This window comes from Herbivorax alkaliphila (genome assembly GCF_030848475.1).
GTDB lineage: Bacteria > Bacillota > Clostridia > Acetivibrionales > Acetivibrionaceae > Herbivorax.
On the sequence record NZ_JAVDDS010000007.1, the window covers coordinates 1 to 22,520 of the forward strand.

The 22,520-nt window shown below is 33.4% G+C and carries 23 protein-coding genes, 1 pseudogene and 1 riboswitch; of the genes and pseudogenes, 4 read left to right on the forward strand and 20 right to left on the reverse strand.

Annotated elements, in window-relative coordinates; genetic code table 11:
• Nucleotides 1–183: 183 nt before the first annotated feature.
• Complete coding sequence (locus tag RBH29_RS03675) at nt 184–741, reverse strand: dockerin type I repeat-containing protein (RefSeq protein ID WP_306695236.1); 558 nt, start codon at nt 739–741, stop codon at nt 184–186.
• Between the two features lie 853 nt (nt 742–1,594).
• On the opposite strand from RBH29_RS03675, the gene RBH29_RS03680 reads away from it, so the two are divergent.
• Entirely contained in the window at nt 1,595–2,362 is a 768-nt protein-coding gene (locus RBH29_RS03680; protein WP_306695241.1) for a DnaJ domain-containing protein, read from the forward strand.
• Nucleotides 2,363–2,736: 374 nt separating this feature from the next.
• Here RBH29_RS03680 and RBH29_RS03685 read toward each other — a convergent pair whose 3' ends face one another.
• The 13 genes and pseudogenes from RBH29_RS03685 to RBH29_RS03745 all read right to left on the reverse strand — a co-directional run bounded on the left by RBH29_RS03685 (nt 2,737) and on the right by RBH29_RS03745 (nt 12,020).
• Nucleotides 2,737–4,257, reverse strand: a complete 1,521-nt coding sequence (locus RBH29_RS03685; protein WP_306695242.1) for a GH39 family glycosyl hydrolase — start codon at nt 4,255–4,257, stop codon at nt 2,737–2,739.
• Nucleotides 4,254–4,862 (reverse strand): tetratricopeptide repeat protein, encoded by a 609-nt coding sequence (locus tag RBH29_RS03690; protein ID WP_306695243.1) that lies wholly within the window; start codon nt 4,860–4,862, stop codon nt 4,254–4,256. The genes RBH29_RS03685 and RBH29_RS03690 overlap by 4 nt, the downstream gene beginning before the upstream one ends.
• A 399-nt stretch (nt 4,863–5,261) precedes the next feature.
• A complete protein-coding gene (locus RBH29_RS03695; RefSeq protein ID WP_306695244.1) occupies nt 5,262–5,387 on the reverse strand; it encodes a hypothetical protein in 126 nt (41 codons plus the stop codon).
• Nucleotides 5,388–5,427: 40 nt separating this feature from the next.
• Nucleotides 5,428–5,553: a hypothetical protein gene (locus RBH29_RS03700; RefSeq protein ID WP_306695245.1), complete on the reverse strand. Its 126-nt coding sequence runs from the start codon at nt 5,551–5,553 to the stop codon at nt 5,428–5,430.
• A 17-nt stretch (nt 5,554–5,570) separates the two neighbouring features.
• Complete coding sequence (asnB, locus tag RBH29_RS03705; RefSeq protein ID WP_306695246.1) at nt 5,571–7,415, reverse strand: asparagine synthase (glutamine-hydrolyzing); 1,845 nt, start codon at nt 7,413–7,415, stop codon at nt 5,571–5,573.
• Nucleotides 7,416–8,111: 696 nt separating this feature from the next.
• A complete protein-coding gene (locus tag RBH29_RS03710) occupies nt 8,112–8,309 on the reverse strand; it encodes a hypothetical protein (RefSeq protein WP_306695247.1) in 198 nt (65 codons plus the stop codon).
• 92 nt (nt 8,310–8,401) lie between these two features.
• Nucleotides 8,402–9,433, reverse strand: coding sequence for an ABC transporter permease (locus RBH29_RS03715; protein WP_306695394.1), 1,032 nt, complete (start codon nt 9,431–9,433; stop codon nt 8,402–8,404).
• A complete protein-coding gene (locus tag RBH29_RS03720) occupies nt 9,385–10,155 on the reverse strand; it encodes an ABC transporter permease (RefSeq protein ID WP_306695248.1) in 771 nt (256 codons plus the stop codon). The genes RBH29_RS03715 and RBH29_RS03720 overlap by 49 nt, the downstream gene beginning before the upstream one ends.
• Nucleotides 10,155–10,523, reverse strand: coding sequence for an ABC transporter ATP-binding protein (locus RBH29_RS03725; RefSeq protein ID WP_373463287.1), 369 nt, complete (start codon nt 10,521–10,523; stop codon nt 10,155–10,157). Before RBH29_RS03725 ends, RBH29_RS03720 begins: the two co-directional genes overlap by 1 nt.
• On the reverse strand, nt 10,516–11,070 hold the full coding sequence (locus tag RBH29_RS03730) for a TetR/AcrR family transcriptional regulator (RefSeq protein WP_306695250.1): 555 nt from the start codon (nt 11,068–11,070) through the stop codon (nt 10,516–10,518). The genes RBH29_RS03725 and RBH29_RS03730 overlap by 8 nt, the downstream gene beginning before the upstream one ends.
• 78 nt (nt 11,071–11,148) lie before the next feature.
• Nucleotides 11,149–11,325, reverse strand: a pseudogene (locus RBH29_RS03735) (aminoglycoside adenylyltransferase domain-containing protein); the annotation flags it as partial.
• Nucleotides 11,326–11,448, reverse strand: coding sequence for a hypothetical protein (locus RBH29_RS03740; RefSeq protein ID WP_306695251.1), 123 nt, complete (start codon nt 11,446–11,448; stop codon nt 11,326–11,328).
• Nucleotides 11,449–11,495: 47 nt separating this feature from the next.
• On the reverse strand, nt 11,496–12,020 hold the full coding sequence (locus RBH29_RS03745) for a phosphatase PAP2 family protein (RefSeq protein WP_306695252.1): 525 nt from the start codon (nt 12,018–12,020) through the stop codon (nt 11,496–11,498).
• Between the two features lie 207 nt (nt 12,021–12,227).
• On the opposite strand from RBH29_RS03745, the gene RBH29_RS03750 reads away from it, so the two are divergent.
• Both RBH29_RS03750 and RBH29_RS03755 read left to right on the forward strand, forming a co-directional pair.
• Nucleotides 12,228–12,557 (forward strand): hypothetical protein, encoded by a 330-nt coding sequence (locus RBH29_RS03750; RefSeq protein WP_306695253.1) that lies wholly within the window; start codon nt 12,228–12,230, stop codon nt 12,555–12,557.
• A complete protein-coding gene (locus tag RBH29_RS03755; RefSeq protein ID WP_306695254.1) occupies nt 12,452–12,949 on the forward strand; it encodes a hypothetical protein in 498 nt (165 codons plus the stop codon). Before RBH29_RS03750 ends, RBH29_RS03755 begins: the two co-directional genes overlap by 106 nt.
• A 530-nt stretch (nt 12,950–13,479) precedes the next feature.
• Here RBH29_RS03755 and rlmD read toward each other — a convergent pair.
• The 4 genes from rlmD to RBH29_RS03775 all read right to left on the reverse strand — a co-directional run bounded on the left by rlmD (nt 13,480) and on the right by RBH29_RS03775 (nt 20,597).
• Nucleotides 13,480–14,832 carry a 23S rRNA (uracil(1939)-C(5))-methyltransferase RlmD gene (rlmD, locus tag RBH29_RS03760; RefSeq protein ID WP_306695255.1) on the reverse strand — a complete coding sequence of 451 codons (1,353 nt, stop codon included), beginning with the start codon at nt 14,830–14,832 and terminating at the stop codon, nt 13,480–13,482.
• The gene (locus tag RBH29_RS03765) at nt 14,810–14,998 is read right to left on the reverse strand and encodes a hypothetical protein (RefSeq protein ID WP_306695256.1); all 189 of its coding nucleotides are present in this window, start codon (nt 14,996–14,998) and stop codon (nt 14,810–14,812) included. The genes rlmD and RBH29_RS03765 overlap by 23 nt, the downstream gene beginning before the upstream one ends.
• Before the next feature lie 59 nt (nt 14,999–15,057).
• Nucleotides 15,058–17,748, reverse strand: coding sequence for a glycoside hydrolase family 9 protein (locus tag RBH29_RS03770; RefSeq protein ID WP_459076753.1), 2,691 nt, complete (start codon nt 17,746–17,748; stop codon nt 15,058–15,060).
• A 326-nt stretch (nt 17,749–18,074) separates the two neighbouring features.
• Nucleotides 18,075–20,597 carry a CoA-disulfide reductase gene (locus RBH29_RS03775; protein ID WP_306695257.1) on the reverse strand — a complete coding sequence of 841 codons (2,523 nt, stop codon included), beginning with the start codon at nt 20,595–20,597 and terminating at the stop codon, nt 18,075–18,077.
• Nucleotides 20,598–20,830: 233 nt separating this feature from the next.
• On the opposite strand from RBH29_RS03775, the gene RBH29_RS03780 reads away from it, so the two are divergent.
• On the forward strand, nt 20,831–20,989 hold the full coding sequence (locus tag RBH29_RS03780) for an asparagine synthase (RefSeq protein WP_459076754.1): 159 nt from the start codon (nt 20,831–20,833) through the stop codon (nt 20,987–20,989).
• Nucleotides 20,990–21,070: 81 nt separating this feature from the next.
• On the opposite strand, the gene RBH29_RS03785 is transcribed toward RBH29_RS03780, so the two are convergent.
• Together RBH29_RS03785 and RBH29_RS03790 are read right to left on the reverse strand one after the other, a co-directional pair.
• Complete coding sequence (locus RBH29_RS03785) at nt 21,071–21,976, reverse strand: cation diffusion facilitator family transporter (RefSeq protein WP_306695259.1); 906 nt, start codon at nt 21,974–21,976, stop codon at nt 21,071–21,073.
• Between the two features lie 138 nt (nt 21,977–22,114).
• Nucleotides 22,115–22,216, reverse strand: a riboswitch (NiCo riboswitch).
• Nucleotides 22,217–22,286: 70 nt separating this feature from the next.
• Entirely contained in the window at nt 22,287–22,418 is a 132-nt protein-coding gene (locus tag RBH29_RS03790) for a hypothetical protein (RefSeq protein ID WP_306695260.1), read from the reverse strand.
• Nucleotides 22,419–22,520 lie beyond the last annotated feature (102 nt).

The following is a 22,520-nucleotide window of genomic DNA, read 5'->3' on the forward strand; positions in this document are numbered from 1 at the left end:
TTTCTTTTTTTGCTTGTACCAGTTATTAGAGAACTTCTTCTTTCTAGTAGGAAGTTTTTCTTTTATCTCAGCACTATTAAAAAAGCTCTTAAATGAAAATTCTGTGATAATTGAAGAGTTAATGAACCAGATACTTGAATCCTCCATAAGCCAATTACCGCTTGTTTGAAAAAAAACTACAGCTTAGTGCTTGAATGTATTAATTTGCCCTAAAATATATCTCCTTAATAAAACTGCATCAGTTGAATTAATTTCACCATCACCATTTAAATCTGCTACATGATTTATAAAGTGTATATCAGAATCATCAATTGTTTTTAAAATATATCTTCTTAACAAAATATAATCTGTTGAATCAATTACACCATCCCTATTTAAGTCTCCAAGTTTATACCGTTCCTTGTGATGAGATGTAATAACTTTATCACTATCCATTACAACAATTATGGTACTATCACTACTCTCAACAGATCCTGTCCATTTATCAAATACAAGATTAATGGACGGTATTGGTACTACTGTTATCTCCAAAACAGTACCTGCTATGTAATTTCTATTTATAGCATTGACCATTTCTGTATTATCTCCTTCTTTTATCATGTAAACGCCAGATGCCATTGGGCAACGCAGTTCTAGTGAGTATATACCTTTATTTTCATTTTCACTATCTGCCCAAACAAAAATACCACTTAAGCATACAAAAGTAATTGACATTATAAAAAATAAAAAAAATCTTTTCATAAAACTCACCCTCCAAAAAATAATTTTGACATACTTATTTAGTTAAATTTTACTACACTTTGTATTTTTAGCCAGATATAAAATGTTATATAAATAAACAAACCATTCTCCCCCGCCCCCTTAATATTTATTTTAATTCCTAACAACTTAATTTTATATCTTTTTGAACTATTTTACAAGTAAATTTCAAAAAGGTTACATATATATTTGTAAATCTCTTTTGAAAACTACTTTAATATGCTTGAGTTATAACATTATAAAATATATAATAAAAACAACTTTACATGTATTATAATAAAGTAACTAGATACGGGTACGTAAGATACTTAATATTTACTATGGAGGATGACTATGAATTGGTTAAAAAAGTTTATGTTTGGAAGGTACGGAGGAGATCAATTATCTGTTTTTTTACTTATATTATCAATTGTTTTGACAGTTGTCAGTAGGCTTGCCTCCAACTCAGTAATAATGTTTATAAGTTATATTCCTTTGTTCTTGGGTTTTTATAGAATATTCTCAAGAAACATACAAAAGCGCAGTATGGAGAATTATAAGTTTGTAATACTTACTAGTCCTATTTACTCTAAGTATAAGAAAATTCTGAATCGTATTAAGAATTCAAAGACCCATAAGTACTATAAATGCATTAACTGCAAGAATACCCTTAGGGTGCCAAAGGGAAAAGGTAAAATTTTAATTACATGTCCTAAATGCAAAGAAAAGTTTACCAAAAAGACCTAATTTAAATAGATTTTAGTAAAAAGTGAATTCGTTTAGCTAAAGCTAAACATCAAGGCTTCAGATGGAGTCTTAGAATAAGATAAATGCTATAAGGAGATATTAATAATAGATGAGAATAGTCAAAAAAATTTCAGGTACATTTTTATACATGTTAGCTAAGGTTATATTTGTAATTATAAATGGCCTAATAAAGCTAACAGAAAATATAGTGTTTTTTGCAGGCAAATTTTTCAAAGGCTGTTTAGCTTTAATGAGTATGGGAGGATGCTTATTTTTAATTTTGTTTGCCAATGTAGGCTTTAGGATACTTATGCACCCTGTTGGGTTTACTATCGTATTACTTCTATTTACGTTTTTTTTATTTGGTGGTAGATTTGTATCTCATTTAAAGTATCTCAAATATATAATAACGGAATTTTTATTTAATACTGCTAATTATTTATCGGATAGTGAAAAGTACACTTATAAAACTTTTAATCAATATAAAGAGGCTTATAGAAAAGCAGAAGAGGAAAAAATAAAACAAGAACAACACCGTTATTATGAGCAGCAAAGACAATGGCAGGAAAGGTTTAGACAACAATGGTATGAACAAAACTATTATAGTGGACAAGGAAATTATAATGATTATAGCAGCGGCGGATACGCAAATACCAATCTTGATTTTAAAAATAACTATGAAAAAAGCTGCGATATTTTAGGTGTCCCATATAATTCAGATAAAAATAAAATTAAATCAGCATATAGAAGAAAAGCAAAAGAATATCATCCAGATTTAAGTAAAGTTCCAAATGCAACAAAGAGGTTTCAGGAAATTAATGCTGCATATGAGTTTTTGAATGATGATAATATACAACGGTATAAAAATATTAGTTAAAACTAAAGAAGAAACTATTTTTTTGAACAAGTAAATATATATCTTAATTTTCTTCTCTACCACCAACTGAAGAAATTTCAGCTCTGATACAAATTGCAAATCTAATTTTTATTTATTATTAGAATCATTTTTACTGACTTCTCTTTTAAATAATTGTTTATTCTTTTTATCCGCGTCAGGTACCTTAAAGTAATCACACGCAGTCAATGGCAAACATTTGTAAGTTGCCTTTGAAGGAACTAGTTCAAACGATTTTGGATCAAAAACATCTCCACCCTCAAACTCGCCAAGAAGAGAATCTGAACTAAAGCAAGCCTGAACACGCTTCCACTCATCCTTTTTAGGATGAATAAGGAATAAATAATATCTATTATTTATCTTATATTTTGAATTACTCTTTCATAATCATACCCTCTATCAGGCTTAACAGTAGACTTATTTAATTGGAAATAAACTACCGCATGCTCCTTGAGTTCTTCACTTATAGTTATACATCCTTTGGTATTATTATATCTCTTGCTTGTAATAAATGGTTTCGCTGAAGCTCTAAGTATTTCTTTTTCGCCATCAGTTAAATTGGCTGGTTCACCCATATCATGCCAAATCTTTAATGGATTAGTTGTATCTTCATCAACACGTTGTGCCAAATAAGTATACTCACCATTTAAACACTCTAAATCAATATTTAAACAAAAATCGTCATGACTTCTTTTTCTTGTAGCATTCCACATAATACCGCGATATTCGTCATCGCCATATTTCATTACAAGGCATTTATCATCCTTATAAACACAAACGCCCTCTTTTTCCTTTAGTTTTTTGAAGAAAACAAACGAATAAAAAGTTGGTTTTGGAATACAACCGTTTGCAACCATACCAAAACCTCCATGAAATGGGGTAAATGGCACTCCACGTTCTTCAAAAATATCTCCAAATGTCCAATATGAATAAGATTCATTATCATCACCAAGTCTAGACAATTGATTAGCTATAAATGCTGCATTTTGATTTGTATCGTGAATAGGACAATTTGGAATGTATGAGGTACTAAACTCAGTAATATGAATTTGTAAGCCTCTATACTCATCATAGCTATCAATTATTTCTCTAGTAGTATGTAAATTAGCAAATCCATATTCACTATCTTGAAGCTCTGCATAACCATAATGTCCTATATCGTCAGGCAATTCAGTTGTATAATGATGTCTTGTAACAAAATCAACCTTAATCTTATTCTTATGACAAAACTCCATAAACGCTTTAATCCAAATTTCATCAGTGCCGCCACAAACAGCAGGTCCACCAACTCTAAAACGACTATCAACCTCTTTGATAGCATAAAATGAATTTTGGAATAATTTGAAGTATTCCTGCATATCTGCCTTTTCCCAAAATCCTGGTAAATTAGGCTCATTCCAAACTTCAATTGGCCATGTAACTACTTCATCTTCTCCATATCTATTCATTAAATGTCTAAGCAAGGCTTGAACCATATCGTTCCAATCCTTATATTTCTTTGGAGGAGTTGTGTTTCCCTTCCAATAAAAAATAGTCTGAGTTCCACTAGCCATTTTTTTAGGCATAAAACCTAATTCAATAAAAGGCTTAAGTCCAAGCTCTAAATAACTATCCATAACCATATCTAAATATGTATAGTTGTACTCAACAATTCTCTCGCCATTAATTTCATATTCTTGATATATTGCCATATCATCTGTAAATAATCCATGGCCTCTTATATGCTTAAATCCAATATGCTCCTGAACTAATTTAAGCTGCTCCTGATATTCCTTTTGAAGTGCTAGTCCCATTCTTCCTGTACCAACACAAAAATCGACCTGATTATTGAACTTATATTGTTCTTTGCCAGTTACTTTAACACTCAATTTATTCATGCGTTAACCACCATATTTCCTTTCTTTATTGTTTCTTTATTTTCACTCATATATGCCTCTGCGTTATTATCACTCAAAATAAATCTTCCGTCTTCAATCATTAGCTTTTTCAGATCATCTTGATTAAAAACAGGATATCCTTCGGCATAAATTTCGAGATATATTTCTTCCACCGTTCTTGGCTTTGTCTTTTTCTTAAGGAAATCATAGCAAAAATTTAAAATTTGTCCTCCGAGTCTAAGTACATTTGGCTGGCATATCCACCTTACTGCATTTTCATCTTTACCCACTGCAAATAAGGCATCCAGAATACTATATTGAATATCGATGTCTTCTGGTTCGGACTTATGCAAAGGAACAAGAAACTCAATCGCCTTTTCGTATTCCTTATTTAAAACATATGTTTCCCCTAAACACCATTGATAATAGACATCATCTGGATTTTCCATCGCCCGTTTATACCTGTATTTTAAAAGCGACTCCCAATCCTTGTTGTTAAAAAACTCTGCCTCACTTTCCCATTCTTCAAATTCATCATAAAAGGACTCTTCATCCTTATTTTGTTTGTTTTTATAAACCTCTAAATCAATAATTTTATCTATCATTTGACTATTTCCCTCATTACAATTCTCTTTTAAATGTTTCTTTTCCTACAGGGTTTTCATCTATTATATACTTTTTAACCTTGAAAGACAAATATCTTTACGCAAAAAACATGTTAATTTCTCAGATACCATTTACGAAATTTGCAGCCCCTATTTTACTCAATACCATATAAATATTCTCTTTTTGTTCACAATATCTTAGAATTCTATATATTTAGACTATCTTCAGTTAATTTATAAAATTCATGCAACTTCTTACAGAATTAAAGATAAAATTGATATCTCAGAGACATCTGATTCAACTGGAAAAAGCTAATATAATAATTGTGCACTTTTATATTATAAAAAATGTGCACTTTTATCTTGACATTTTCAACCCTCAATGATGTCATGAAATCTCTAGCCTACCTGTGTTTCTCCCTTTGCCATTCCAACTGGATATTGTGCTTTATTTCTATATCTAAACGGCTCTTCCATTGAGATAATATCACATACCTCAATATCTTCGAGCTTCCATGTCCTCAAGAAATAGTTTTATTGGTATTCTTTCATCTGTGATATTTCCTCACAAGTCTACCCCCATTAGAGATACAAATTGGATCTCTGGATGTTTTATTAATATCTTTTTAAGTGCTTTAGGATGATGGTTTTCTTTGGTTATGGTATATACAAGATTGTTTTTTCCTGCCATAATGCTCACCTACCTTATTATTTTTTGATCTTAACCTGATATTCCTCCATCCAAGTATTGATTTGAATGAAGTATGCAATTAACTGGGGTCCTGTCATTAACTGACCGTACCATGGCTTTTTAAATGCCTTTCCCCCTGTCTCAACGATTTCAGTGAGCTTTTGACGATCTACCAATTCAAATATTGGGGCGTTTTTATTGGACAGAATTTTTCTCATCCAACTCTGAACTGCTTTTGTATAATCTATATGGTGGGTTTTAGGGTATGGACTTTTCTTCCTTTCAATGATTTCTTGAGGAAGTATTCCTCTAAGAGCCTCTCTTAACAATCCTTTTTCTCTACCCTGATAAAATTTCATATGATTAGGAAGATTGAAAGCGTATTCTACAAGTCTGTAATCAGCAAAAGGAACCCTTACCTCCAGACTGTTTCCCATACTCATTCGATCCTTTCTGTTTAGCAAGGTGATCATAAACCACTTAATGTTTAAATAAAATAGCTCCCTCATCCTTGCTTCTTCTTTGGATTCACCCTTAAGCTTTGGCACCTTATTAATTGTATCTAGATATTTCTGGGCTACATATTCTTCTATAGGATAATTTTGAAAGTCTTTATTGATAATCTCTTTTCTTTCCTTAGTTGACTTTGACCATGGAAAGGTATTGGCATTAACATCTTCAGGTCTTATGAACCAAGGATACCCTCCAAAGATTTCATCGGCACATTCTCCTGAAAGAGCCACTGTAGCTTTTTTTCTAACTTCTTTACAGAATAAATGTAGGGATGAGTCGATATCTGCCATACCTGGTAGATCGTTGTATTTTGTAGCATCCTTTAAGGCTTCCACCAGTTGTACGTTCTCAAGAGTAACAGTGTTATGGTGGCTCCCAATGAATTCTGCCATTTTCTCTGCCCATACTTGATCGGAGTTTGGTTGAAATTCATTTGCTTCAAAGTATTTGTCATTATCCCTATAATCGATGGAGAAGGTTTCTAGCTGGCCTCTTCCCTCTCTCTTGAATAAGTTTGATGTAATGATGGAAATAGCACTTGAATCTAATCCTCCAGATAGGAAGGTGCACACCGACACATCTGATACCAGCTGTCTTTCGACTGCATCCACCAACAGATGTCTCGTATGTTCTATTGTTGTGTTTAAATCCTCTTTATGAGGCTTAGCCTCTAGCTCCCAATACTGAACCAGCTTAGCAGCCCCGCCTCTATAGGTTAAATAGTGGGCTGGAGGTATTTCCTTTATGTCTTCAAAAATCCCATTACCCAGTGATCTAGCAGGCCCTAAACCAAGTATCTCCATAACACCTTCGTAGTTTATAGTGGGCTTAATCATGGTGTGGGCTAAGAGGGCTTTTATTTGAGATCCAAAGATAAGATTGTTGTTTTTAATACTATAAAACAAAGGTTTAACCCCCAGGTGATCTCTCGCTAAAAATACTTCTTTTTCCTTTTCATCACATACACCAAATGCGAAGATACCGTTAATATGCTTTAAGCAGTCAGCCCCCCATTCAATGTAGGATACCAATAAAACTTCTGTATCTGAATAGGATTCAAAATGATATCCTTTTTTCATGAGCTTTTCCCTTACTTCTTCGGTGTTGTAGAGCTCACCGTTATAGACGAGAACATACTTACGATCTCCTATCCTTCTGATCATAGGCTGTGCCCCTCCCTCTGGGTCAACAATCGTTAATCGTCTGTGACCTAGCTGCACATTTTCTGAGCTATAATAACCAAAAGCATCTGGTCCTCTTTCATTAAGTGTACAAGTCATGTTTTCAATAATCTTTGTACTTTCTTTAATATTTCCTTCCTTACTTATCCATCCTACAATTCCACACATGGTTTATCCTCCTTACTAGCCCCCGACTTACTCACAATCAAAGTTACTGTTGAGTAATTATTATTGATTATTTTGTTTGTAATTTTTATTTTATTATTCTATGTGATGAATGATTATGATGTTACAATTATGATATATAGTTTTATAAGAACTGTATTTTAGCTTTAAATATTTGGAAAAGAAAGCTTGTTTTCACGAAATAACTGATTTTACAAAAATTGTCCCCCTCCCTTTAAAATAGCCCCAAGCGTCTAGGAGAGCATATCTTAGTCCTATATTCTTATCTAAAACCTTCTAATGCCTGATACCAATCTATTTCTTTTCTATTAACACAACGCACTCAGCAGTCGTTTTCTATCCAATTGTAGCCTTGCTGCTCTTGGGAAACTTTCCGTGAGACGTATACCTATTTACTTTATAAGTCGTATTACAGCTTTAACATGATTGCTTCTGGGAAACAAACAACCATTAATATTATATATAAGAGATACCACAGATTTTAAAGTATGGCTCAGTGTGAGAAATTTAAAAGTTAAGGAACATTAAAAATAAACATCATTATAATCTCGCAAAACACCTTTATTCAGCGGAATTTCTTCCCCCCTCACAAACACAAAATCCCCTAAACACTAGTCTAGGGGAACATATTATACACTTCAATTTTTATCAAAAACCATCTAATCCACTGTTTTCAACCTATTTCTTCTCTATCAAGGCTACTGTCTCAACGTGGCTCGATAGGATAGAATAAATGTCATTCGCCATATCTGTAAAAGGAAACATATCTATAGCATTTTTAGCACTATTGGTAGGTGGAAACATATCAATCAGTTTTTCACTTTTTGGGGTGATTGTCATATAAAGAAACATGTCAATACAAATATTTGTATTCAAAATAAATTCTCCTTTGTATGGATAGTTATGCATGTTTACATCATGCTTCTTTGCACCAGTTCACCTGTGGCAGTCACTGATCTTACAAAGGGTTATTCGCTAAGGGTTAACCAGGGATCAACACTTGAATTAACATATACCCCTGTTATATAACCCTGTAATGATAGTAACTCTTCAAAGTATTCAAGACTCATATAGCCATTGCTACCTAAGTATTGCTTAACTATTCCTTTAACTTCTACTTTGTAAGCTTCCGTTCCTAGTGTATATGAACGTAAACTAATAAAATCTCCTTCCTTTATGTTAAGCTCTTTACTCAATCCTTCAGTAAGAAGTATTCCTTCCTTTGGCAGGTCTATAGTTTGATTTCTTCTATTATAAAACTCAAACATCTGTGTATTCATGGGTATACCAATAATTGATACTGCCTTAGAATCTTCCTTGGTCTGAACTTGTAGTTGTACTTCTATCTTAGGTTCAATATGATGTGCTGTAGTTAATGACCCTAATTCTGTAATGACACTGTTGGGCATAGGACTATTAAAGCTAATGTTATAATCCATCCTGTGATAGGTGCCATATTGAATTGAGAACATCTTTTCTATAGAATTTTCCATTTGAAAGGGAGTCATAGTGATTCCATAGGTTAGTGCAATAGAGAATACTATAAATAAGAAACGTTTCTTATTTCTTAAGGTATTTCTAACAACCATTTTATTACTAAATGATAAACTTCTCCATAGCCAAGTAATAGATTCAATTAGTATTTTCCTACCAGCTTTAGGTCCTTCTGGTCTCATTGAATCAGCGGGAGCTATTTTTAATACATATTTTGAACCTAATAAGCCTGCAACACCAGTAAAAATGCAGCTAAGTACAATGCCATAAATTACATAAACATAATAAACCTCAGTCTTAAACATAGGGATATTAATAAACTGAACGTAAAGGTTAGTTAGTATATCAGAAATTAATATACCCAGTATGGCTCCTAAAGTTCCTCCAAGTAACCCAATAGAAAGTGTATACTTAGTATAATGTAGTAAAATACTTGAATTTCTATAGCCTAATGCCTTTAAAACTCCAATTGAACACTTAGTATTTCGTTTTGCTTTAGGATAGATATTAAGCCATGGTGGCTAATGTGACTTTCCACTGCCTTTACAATGTTTTCAATTACACTATCATCTTCCACTTTAATTAATAGCTGATTAAGTCCATCGTAATAATTAAGTATATTTCTTACAATAGTCTCATTAACATAGATTACCCCAAAGTCTTTATCTGCTGGCAGTAAGGTCTCTTCCTTTTCAACTAGATAAGAATACTCTGAACTAGAGCCTACACCAACAACCTCTAATTGATGAGGAACACCGTAAATTAGAGGTGTTATTTTATCACCTAGTTCTATTCCCCTTGCATTGGCAAATTGCTGTATGACTATAGCTTCTTTGGATTTCCCCTCAATTTCTCTTCCTGATTGCATGTAAAGCTTATTAATTCTATTATATTGGCTGGGCATAGATATAATTCTAACGTTAACCCTCTCATCACCATCCTCAACTAACAAAGGAAAATCCTCAACTATCCTCCCCTGAACTTCCTTTACACCATCAATATTTCCAATATCAATCAATGCTTCATCAGGAATATTAATTGCCATAACAGTTAAGTCTGCTAGATTTGTTTCTCTATAATATCCCTCAACCGAATCTTCAAGATTTATAGCTGTCATGCTAGATGAAATATATATAGCCAATGCCAATGTTATAACCGTTAAAATTGATATGAATTGCCCCTTTGAGCTTTTTATTAATCTAAATAATCTTAAATCTAATTTCCTCATTACCACACAATCCTTTCTGGTGGAATTGGGTTGGGGTTTTTGGTTATCTCTACTATTTTTCCACTACTCATTTTAATCACTCTATCAGCCATGTCCGCAATTGGTGTGTTGTGGGATATAATCACAATTGTTTTCTTATACTCTATGTTAATTTTCTTCAGAAGGGACAAAATTAATATTCCAGTTTCAGAATCAAGTGCTCCTGTTGGCTCATCACATAAAATAATCTGAGGGTTTTTTGCTACTGCTCGAGCAATAGCAACTCTTTGTTGTTCTCCTCCACTCATTTGGGAAGGAAAATGGTTTTTTCTATCCCCTAGACCCACTGCTTCCATAATTTGATTTGTGTCAAGTGTATCATTATTCAATAAAATTATATAAGTTTTCCATTATCCAGTTTATTTTAGTTTCGTCAGCAATAGCTATTTCATCTTTAAATAATCTAGGTAGCTTCATAAGTAATTCAGAAGCAAATTCAGTGTTAATCTCCCTTATTTCACCTTTTTTTACACCTTCATTTAGAATTTTAGTAACAATGCCGTTACCTTGTTCTCCCAAAACCTCTATAGCTTTTTTCATTACAAAGGGTAACCCCATAATATCCTTAAAGAAAATTAGTGGATATCTCTTAAAAATCTTTATATCATAATCAAGAATAAACTCTATTTTTTCAAAGGCACTTTCTATTCTATTTAACTCCTCAGTAACTGTATTTATATGAAAGTACATTAGATTAATTACAATTTCTTCAAACAGCTCTTCCTTTGAATCATAATGCTTATAAATTGTCATTTTACTTATACTTGTTCTCTGGGCTATTTCATCTAAGGTTACATCCTTATAGCCCCTTGTTATAAATAACTCTGTCGCCACCTCCTTTAACCTTTTTAATTTTTTCTCATTTAGTTTATTCATTTTCATAACACCTCTTATTTTGTACTTTTAAAGTTTTATAGTACAGTTTTATCGTATCAAATACAGATTTTATTGTTAAGTTAAAATCACATTGCGTTCATCACCTTTGATACCAGCTATCAACCCGGGTAAGGAATCTTTAATCGCTTTTCGAATTTCTGTCATTGGAACAGGCTCAAGTATTTCTGTTGGTTTTGGTCCAAAAAGATTAACGCTATTTTTTCTTACTTGAGCTAAAAGAATTGCTAAATCTGGTTATATAGAAAAACCGCCAATCAGAAACTTTTTCTCCTGATTGACGGTAAGCCACCAATTTTTTGCTTCTACATCTATCCTATCTCCACAACCTATAAATGTTATATAATACTGTCCACTCAACCCTATTTCATTTTTTGGTATTTCAGAAAATAAGCAAAACCTTAATATTAATAATACCCGACAAAACTTTTTGTGCCTCTGAAAACACCGATACTCAGCAATACTCCAAGCATTGCTCCAAGAATAATATCAAAGGGGAAATGCACACCCACCATAACCCTTGAAATTGCGGTCATGGATGCAAGAATCAGTACGTATTTCCCTATCCTTTTATCAATAAACCAGATGGCTGTGGCAATTACAAATGCACTTGCAGCATGCATACTGGGCAATGATCCGTTAGCAGCATGATATATTAAACTGTCAACTTCCAGAGTAATAAAAGGTCTGGGTCTTAAATAAAAAAACCTGATGGTCTGTACAATTACAATGGTCAAGGCTGGAGCAAAAATGACAGGTATCAGCTTCCTGCTTCTTTGTAAGAGCAAGAAAGCTATCACTATCAGATAAGTTGCCGCAAATGAATATGAAGACCAATTTGTAATAAACACCATCATGTTTCCCACCACTGTATTCTCTGCAGCCGGATTATATAACAGGAAAAAAAATAGTTTGTCTATATAATAAAACATATAGTCTCCTCCATGGGAACAATCCACATACATACTGTTTTTCATAGAATAGCATAATATCTTTATTATCGCAACCTTCTAACCGATAAGGGTGTATTTAATTTATGTAAAGAATAAGAAACCATGTTTAAAAGTTCTATTTAAAGCAGGCAAAAGAATAGTCTAAGATACCCATGTGAATTAAAATTTAAAGGGGGTTCTTAGACTATGATTAAAAACATCGATACTATTGTATCAAAAAACATAGGTGAAATGGAATGGGTATTAAAGGAATTTGCTAAAGAAGCTGTGAAGCTTGATGATAACGGTGAGCTTACAATAACTACTTTAGAAAAATTAGCAGGAAAAACAATAAAATCGCTTATCCAAGTAGTGTTACTAATAATGGGTGCATTTTTAAGCAACGTTGTAAGAAGCGAAGTTAATAGAATTTGTTCCTGTGGGAAGAAAATGGGTATATCCAAAAGAAATGTTACAACTCACATACTATCTATGTTTGGATATGTTCCTGTATTAACCCTACGCAAGCACAGATAATATCTGAAGAAGTAGGGAAAAGAGTATTTGAAAAAGAAAAAACTAAAGCAGAATTAGCATATGAAAGACCAGAATATATAGCATCGCAAGAAGTAGTAAAAAATTTAAAAGAAGGACGATTATATATTCTTACAGATGGATCACAATTAAATACACGAACAGAAAACAATAAAGGTTCAACATGGAAAGAAATGAAGCTAGGGCTAGTTTTTAAAGACAGTGATGTTATAAAAAGAAAAGATGGAAGCCAAATAATAACAAACAAAGAATACGTTTCTTACTTGGGAAGTGTGAGGGATTTCAAAAAGTTTTTATTTGCAGCAGCAGCTAGAGCTGGATATGGAAATATAAAAGAAAATGTAATAATTGGAGATGGAACCCAGTGGATTTAGAACATGGTAAATGAAGTATTTCCTGATGCAGTTGAAATAGTTCATTACTTCCATCCAAATGAAAACATTAATGACTATGCAAAATTTTTATATCCTGATAATGAAACTTGCATAGGATGTCACATCAATCCTATCTTCTTGTTATTTTACGCTTTACTTTATCCAGTTAACACGCGTTTATTTACAAAATCATGTATCCAGATACTGAATAAAATAATTTACTATTTAATATACAAAAAAATACACCTCGTCTGTCAGTCTTTTAATTGTTATTTTACAAACTTTAGTGTCCAATGAAAAGACCAACATGAGGAGAATTTAATTTGCAAAAAAATGGTTCAAATAAACCGTAGATCTACATCTTCTCATCCCTTAGAATTTATCTAATCTGTCAACTCAAACCCACCTAATATCTTACCCCAAAAATATACCCTCGACATGCTCCCGTGAAGGCATATCGAGGGTTTAAGTCGAGTTGACATGTTTACTTTCATTTTATGAAACTCAGTATTTTTAATGCTTTTCGGACTTTATTTTTTTGACATCAAGACAACACACTCAACATGTGCCGTCCACGGAAACATGTCCACTGGCTGCACCCTATCCACCTTAAATCCCTTTTCACTCAAATACTTCAAGTCCCTTGCAAGTGTTGCTGGATTACATGACACATAAACAACTTTAGATGGCTTAATTTCCACCAGCGTCTCAAGAAGACTTTCGTCACATCCCTTTCTTGGAGGATCTAATACAACCACATCTGCCTTTACACCCATATCTGGCAGCACTTTCTCTGCTTCACCTGTAATGAATTCTACATTACCAACACCATTAATGCGAGCATTTTCCTTTGCATCTTCGATTGCCTCTTTTACAACTTCAACTCCATACACCTTTTTTGCTTTTTGGGATAAAAACAAAGATATTGTTCCAATGCCACAGTAAAGATCAAAAACAGTATCTTCTCCACTAAGTGCTGCATACTCAAGCACTTTATTATATAATGCTTCAGTTTGAAATGGATTGACTTGAAAAAAAGACCTAGGGGATATATTAAACTTAAATCTGTCAATATAGTCTGTAATACTGTCTTGTCGATATATAACTATATTTTTTCGTCCTAAAATAACATTTGTCTTTTCCTTGTTTACGTTTATAATAATACTTTTTATTTCTGGCACTTCACTTAATAAATCATCAATTAGCCTACCCTTTTCTGGTATAGCCTTTCCATTTAAGACTAAAACCACCATGACCTCACCTGTTTTAAACCCTACTCTGGTCACAACGTGTCGCATCAGACCTTTCCCAGTAGTTTCATCATATACACTCACATTGTTTTTTACAATAAAATCTTTCACAATAGCTTTTATCCTGTCACTTACCTTATGTTGAATCTCACATGTTGAACCCTCAATGATGTCATGAGATCTCTTTGCATAAAAGCCTACCTGTGTTTCTCCCTTTGCCATTCTAACTGGGTACTGGGCTTTATTTCTATATCTAAACGGCTCTTCCATTGAAATAATATCACATACCTCAATATCTTCAAGTTTCCCTATCCTCTTTAAATTCTCTCGAACCAGGTTTTCTTTAAATTTCAGCCCTGCTTCTTTACTCATATGTTGCAGACTGCATCCACCACACCTTTTATATACTTCACAAAAAGGCTCAATTCTGTCATATGAGGGTTTTAATATTTTAAGTAATTTCCCTACCCCATAACTTTTATATAACTTTATAATCTTAATCTCTACTTCTTCCTTCTCAATTGCTCCATCTACAAATACAGTGAAATTGTCTATACGCCCAACTCCCTGTCCTTCATGGGTTATTCCCGTAATCTCTACATTGTAAATTTCATTTTTCTTTACTGGTACCAAAAAATTTTCCACCTTTTTTTAATTTATGCAGCAAAAAGATTATAACATAATTTCCAAACTCTTTGAACCTTCTGTCAAAAACTATTTCTCCTACATGAAAGTAACTTATGCCAGCTTTGCTTTTAATTCTCTCTTCAAATTCACTAGAAGTTGACGTCCAAGACATTCAATTCAAGAACCGTCCCCAAGTTGAACAAGAACCGTCCCCAAGTTGAAAAAGTTGAATTAGGGTTCTGTGCCGTAAACAAGTTTGTCTGAAACATACACGGTTATTTTATTCCACTCGGTATAATCTGATGCAGATGAGTTAAATGAATAATGGTTTGCCTGATTATAATTTGACCAATCATCCTTTGCAACCCTCACCTGTAACTCTGCACTTTCATTTGGTGCAAGTGTTCCTGCTCCACTGGTAAACCCTATTTTAAGGTACATGTCTGCACCATCTTTAGGAGAAGAAAGTTTATAAAAATCTCCTGTAACATTTGAACTGTCAACGCTACTCCAGTCACACCAGAAGTTTTGAGGTTCTCCCCCGTCATTTATATAGTAATATCTAATTTTCACATTTGAAAGACTTAAAGGCCTGCTATCATCATTTGTTATTCTAAATTTAGGACCTATGCTATTTGATGAAGCTTCCCTGTTTACATTTGCATATTCCACTGAAACTACACCTTCATCAACTGTAACACTGTCACTTTGACTGTCAGGCGTTGATACAGCTGTTGGCTCAGGAGTGACTGTTGGTGAAACAGTGGGTACAGGGGTAGATGTAACAGTTGCAGGCTCTGACGTAGCTGTAGCCTGTGCTTCCCTGCTATCTCTTGAATCTGTACTCTCACTACCATCTGGCTCACTTCCAAATACCAGTACCCCATCATCATATACAGGCATGTACTCAGTCTTTACAATTGACCCTGCCGACAAATCTTGATATGAATAGTCACTCTCAGGATTTAGCACTACACCATCTGGTGCAGAAATTCTAAACTGTACTTCCTTTTTATAATCTGACTGACCGCCTGGATATATTTTTGTTCCTGAAAAATCTACAATTACATAATAAATATCACCATTATAATGCTTAACCTCTGAAATTTCTGCACCCTGATTATAACTAGAACCAACACTTAAGTCATTTGCACTATTACCAGAGTTTAAAAATCCACTAAGATCCATAAAGTATTTAAAGGACAATTCTTCACAAACCCTTGCAGGCCAACCTGTCTTGTTATTCAATATTGCCTTTACCTCTATAAAATTATCTCCCGAAGCATTTATACCTGCTTCAACATATATTTCATCCTCTGTAACTTCCTCTATACCATTAAACTCTGAATCAGGACTTCCACCATACATCTCATACATTTTAGCAAGTAACCCTACAAATCCTGCATTATAATCACAAGCCACCTCATTACTTACATAATCGGCAATATCATCTGTGTAACTATCTGAAGAATCAGGTCCTCCTACAAGTGCTCCATAAAGAGTATGTCTGTGCTGTTCTGGTATAGACTGGCTGTCTGCCCATGAGCCATGAGCTGTTCTGTGATGAGGTCTTTTAGGTGGATTTTCTCCAAATCCCACAACAAAACTTCTTCCTGTGCTTCCAAGGGCATAATCTGCCTGACTTTGAGCAAAATCCAAATAGACCTCAGCCCTTTCTTCATCATTACCTTCCCAATCTGAATAAACACATGCTAAAAATGCAGTTGTAGTTGCATATCTTAACGCTCCCCACTGGTCTAGCCATGCAAGACCTTGTGGAGTATATGTAACAGTTTCACCATCATATCCTGTTGTCCACCAATCAAAATGTCTCTCGATTGATTCCTTATATTCTGACTCCCCTCCTTTAATTCTAGCTAAAAGAAGATAGGTTCCATATGTTACGTCATCCCAGCAATGAGCCCATTTATATTTTGGAGTTGTAGTCTGTGGCTCATATCCCCATTCATCAGAATAACTCTCTGCTATATCAAGATATGAAGAATCATCAGTAGCAAGATAAAGCCATGTAGCAGCCCAAGATAGTTCATCATAAAATCCACTCCATGAATCATAAAATCCATCGGCTTCAGTATATCCTTCATCACTCTTTGTTGTGTTTGCAAATTCAAATAACTGCTTTGCATGTTCTAAACACTTTTCTGAGTAATCATCATCTACATCTTCAAACACTATTGATGCTACTGCTAATGCTGCCGAAGTTCCAGCTACAACAGAAGAGCCTGGATTATCCTCATCAACTTTATATGAAGGTCTTTCCATCTGCATTGCTTCTGCAGGTCCCCACCATGCATGGTCTAAATGTCCATCCCCTACTTGATAATAGTATACATTGGGCTCAGGATGACATTTAATAAAATAATCTGTAGCCCATCTTATGTTATTTAGTATGTGGTTGTACTGACCACTTTGTTTAAATGCATCTTCATATTCATAGACTGCCCAGCCAAGCATAGCTGCCGTATAAGACATAGGAAAATTAAACTTCACATGATCTCCAGCATCATACCAGCCACCAGTAAGGTCAAGCCCGGCATCTTTTCCATCTTCAAGTCCTGAGTCGCCTCTCCAATTTAAACGAAGTGTTGATGGATCAAGCTTTCCAGATCTTTGACACTCATAAAAGAAAATAGCTTTTTGTAATGCTTCACCATAGTTAAAATCACCAGTAGCAGGAGGTTGTTTTGGAATCTCTTCCTGAGCCAGATACATGCCCTTATTTTCTTCACCTTCAACTGATTGTGAACCATCAACTTGCTGAACATCTTTTGAATCCACATCGCCTTTATTTACATCTGACTCTCCAGTTAATGTTAATACCAATAAAACAATGCCCAAAAACACAAAAAAGCCACTTATAATAACAACATCTTTTTTTTGCTTTATTAACTCTTTTATCATAACTTACCCCCTGTACCACTGCTATATTTTTAATAAAATTTTCATCTCTTACGCAACCTTATTATATCATAAATATTTCCTTTTGTCCTAGTCAAGCTCATAGTCGGGCGTATATAACAAACACAAAGCCTCTTTAATATTACTGCTTAAATATGTATCTTTATACCTTCACAAAACTGAAACTTTACTATCTAATTAAACATAAAATTCTAATAATTATAATTATAAAATAAACTCAAAACAGAGCAAGAAAAATCCCCTTATAACATCCTCTTAAATAGAGTAGATAAATATATGATTAATACTCTATATCCCCAGTTCTATAATTATATAAATAAGTTAACATTAGATTCTTCTGCTTCTCCTAAGTATGCTGCTACACCACCTATATCAACACCATCTATAAGTTCTTCTCTTTTTATTCCCATTAAATCCATAGACATATTACAAGCCATCAGTTTAACACCATTTCTTTGGGCTTGTTTTATCAGTTCCTCTAATGAAGCAACATTTTTCTTTTTCATAATGCCTCGAATCATTTTTGATCCCATGCCAAGCATATTCATTTTTGATAATCCTAAATTCTCACTTCCCTGTGGCATCATTTTGCCAAACATCTTCTCTATATAATCTTTTTGAACTTTTTGTGCAGTAGACTTTCTTAAAATATTCAGTCCCCAGAATGTAAAAAACAAAGTAACCTTTCTTCCCATGGCTGCAGCACCATTTGCAATTATAAAGGATGCTATTGCTTTGTCTAATTCTCCACTAAACACTACAATAGTTTTATTTTGGGGTAAATCATTGCTAAGTAAAGTTTTATCCTTTTCCTCATTAACCTTTTTATCGGAAGAACCTTTTTTTATTACGGCTTTAATATTTTTATCCTCTTGTTTGACTTCTAAAAGGGTATTACCTGTCTTTTCACACCAGGATTTAATGTCGTTAGAAAAACCAGGGTCTGTAGCTAAAACTTCTAATACTGTACCCTCGGTCACTTCATTCATTTTTTGATAAACCTTTACTATAGGACCTGGACAGGATAAGCCACATGCATTTATATGAATAACTTCGCCAACTTTTTTGTGCTGCGGGTTAACTTCACCTGTCTCTGTATTATAAATCTCCTGTTTATTTAAATCAGTGTACTTCATTTCACTTTCGCCATACTGATAATCTTGATTATCTAAATTGTATTTAGATTGCAAAATAGTATTATAGTGTTTAAAGCCTCCTGTTAATACTTTAACATTTTTAAAACCTTTTTGTTTTAGTATTTTTGAAGCAACATAAGCCCTTAAACCAATCTGACAATTGACTATAATTTCCTTATCATGAGGCAACTCATTATATCTTTCTCTAATTTCGCCAACTGGAATATTTATAGAGTCTTTAATAAAACCTAAATCCCTTTCAAAAGGTTCTCTCACATCTAAAACTATTGTTTTATTTTTATCTATATTATCAATCTCATGCCAATAGCTAACATCCATATTTCCCTCTAAAACATTGCTTGCCACAAATCCTGCCATGTTAACAGGATCTTTAGCAGAAGAATATGGTGGAGCATATGCTAACTCTAGTTCTGACAAATCAAATACCCTTTTATTAAATTTACTAGTGGTGGCAATAACATCTATCCGCTTATCTACTCCTTCAAAGCCTACAATTTGAGCACCAAAAATAGTGCCATCTTGTGAATAAATAAGTTTTATGGTCATAGGCAAGGCTCCCGGATAATATCCTGCATGAGATTTAGATTGAGTTATTGTTGATAAATATTCAATACCTTCATTTTTTAAGTTTTTCTCATTATTACCTGTGCCTGCAATTGTTAAGTCAAATATCTTTGCAATTGCTGTACCCTGTGTACCTTTATATTGCTCTTTCTTTCCAACAATATTGTTTGCTACAATTCTACCCTGTTTATTAGCAGGTCCTGCTAGAGGTATTATAGTATTACCTTTTAATATAAAATCTTCTACTTCTATTGCATCTCCCACTGCATATATATTTGGATCTGATGTTTTTAAGTATGAATCAACTTTTATTCCACCTCTTTGACCTAACTCAATACCACTGTCAGAAACAAAACCCACATCAGGCTTTACACCAATTGCCATAATTATCACATCAGCTTTAACGCTTCTACCACTTTCTAAATAGATTTCAGTTTCCTTTTGATTGTGATTAAATTCTTTAACTCCATCACCTAAGTAAAGGTGAACTTGTTTAGAAAGTAGATGTTCATGAACTAAAGCAGCCATATCATAATCAAGCGTATTTAACACCTGATTTGATTTTTCAATTACCGACACCTTTAAGCCCAAATTATGAAGATTTTCAGCCATCTCCAATCCAATATATCCCCCTCCTATAACAACTGCTCTTTTAGGAGACACATTGTTAATATAGTCTTTAATAGCATCCACATCATACATGTTGCGTAGAGTAAAAATATTTGGATTGTTTATGCCTTTTATGCTTGGCTTTATAGGTTCTGCTCCAGGTGATAAAACTAAAACATCATAGCTTTCTTCATAAATTCTATCATTTTTTAAGTCTTTTACAACAACACTCTTATCTTTAGTGTTGATTTTTGTAATTTCATTTTCTACTCTCACTTGAATATTAAACATGGCTTTCATTTTCTCAGGAGTTTGTACTAAAAGCATTTCTCTCTCAGTAATTGTATCTCCAATATAATAAGGAAGACCACAGTTTGCAAAAGAAATATACTGTCCACGCTCGAAAATAATAATTTCTGCCTCTTCGTCCATTCTTCTAAGTCTTGCAGCAGCACTTGCGCCTCCTGCAACTCCACCTACTATTAATACCTTTTTACTCATTTTAAAAGACTCCTTTTTTGCTATAATATTTGCCTATCATTAATTTATAATATTATTACCCTCTAAACTAAAACTATAAACCAATTAAAATTTCAAAATTTTTCTTGTTAATTTTATCTTTATTATTTTCTCATAGTTTATATAGATTCACCATTATTTCTATAACATTAAAACTTTTAAAATGCGCAAACTATACTGGGACATCAATATACAGGAGGTTGTTTTTTATGAAAATTCGTGAAGGAACTATACCAACTGTTCTCGGAACGGTAGTAACAGCCACAGGTCTTTCTCTTAAACCAAAAAGATCAAAAATTGCATGGGGCATAACAGGATTTGGTCTGGCTCACATTGTACTCGGAGCAATTGACCTTATAGATAATCGAAACTAAATAATATAACCACACGGTCCCTTGCATTAGAACAAGCAAGGGACTGTCATTAAAATATAATATTCATGTAAATGTTTTGTTTTATTTCGGAATAGGGTTTACATGTACCATGCAGTGCTTTACCGTTACAAATTTTTTTTCAATTGCATCATGGACATTTTCTGCAATAGCATGGGTTTCATTTAATGACTTTGAACCATCTGCTGCAATTTCTACATCGATATAAATTTTAGAACCAAATAATCTAGTTCTGATTTCATCAATTTGTAATACTCCTTCTTGCTCATTTATTACTGATTTAATTTTTTCTAACATTCCTTTGTCACAGGATTTGTCTACTAATTTATCAATTGCTTCTTTAAAAATGTCAAATGCAACTTTACAAATAAAGATGCATATTATTACACTGGCAACTGGGTCAAGTATAGGAAATCCCATTCTAGCTCCTAAAATACCTATAAATGCACCAATTGATGATAAAGAATCTGAACGATGATGCCATGCATCTGCCATCAATGAGCCAGAATTAATTTTCTTAGCTGCAGCTCTCGTAAACCAATACATCCACTCTTTTACTCCAATTGATATTATCGCAGCAATTAGTGCAAGGATTGAAGGAACACCAAGTTCTCCATAATTTCCACCTATTATTTTTTCTATTCCACCTAATCCAATTCCTATACCTGTAGTGGCCAATATAAGTGCAAGTATAATAGATGCAACACATTCTAATCGTTCATGTCCATATTGATGATTATGATCTGGCTTTTTACTTGAAATATTAAAGCCAATAATTACTATAAAGGTGCTAAAAACATCAGAAGCCGAATGTACCCCATCTGAAATCATTGCCCCTGACCCACCAAAAACACCTGATAAAATCTTTATTACTGATAAAATAAGATTTACAATAATACTTGTTTTAGAGACTTTCATAGCAATTCTTTTTGTTTTATGTGTGTTCATAGATTGATTAATCTGTTCCATAACAGTTACCTCCATCATAAATTAATTTGAATAAGATAGCTCTATGGCACGTGCAAAACATTTTCTAAGACATTAGAAGTCTTCTGTTACCATTCCTCTTAGGGTATAAAAAAACACCTATGGAACAATAATAGTAACTACTGTCCCACAGATGCTGTGTTTTCTTCATCTGCTGCCACTTTAATGTGACCCGGCCCCGTAAATTGATAAATAATTTATGGCCTGCTCAGTTTGTACTGTAAATTATATGCAGTGCAAAGAGTGCTTTATAACATTATATTAAAAAATAAAATATGCGTCAATGCTTTTTTCAAAAAACTACATTAAGTGAACTAACTTTAGGTAAAGATTCTACCGTTTGCTGAACATCTTTTGAATCCACATCGCCTTTATTTACATCTGACTCTCCAGTTAATGTTAATACCAATAAAACAATGCCCAAAAACACAAAAAAGCCACTTATAACATCCCCTTAAACTAAGATAAAAGCCAGCATTTTTTTATGCTGACTTTCATCTCGGGTTATGGTTACTATTTTAAAATA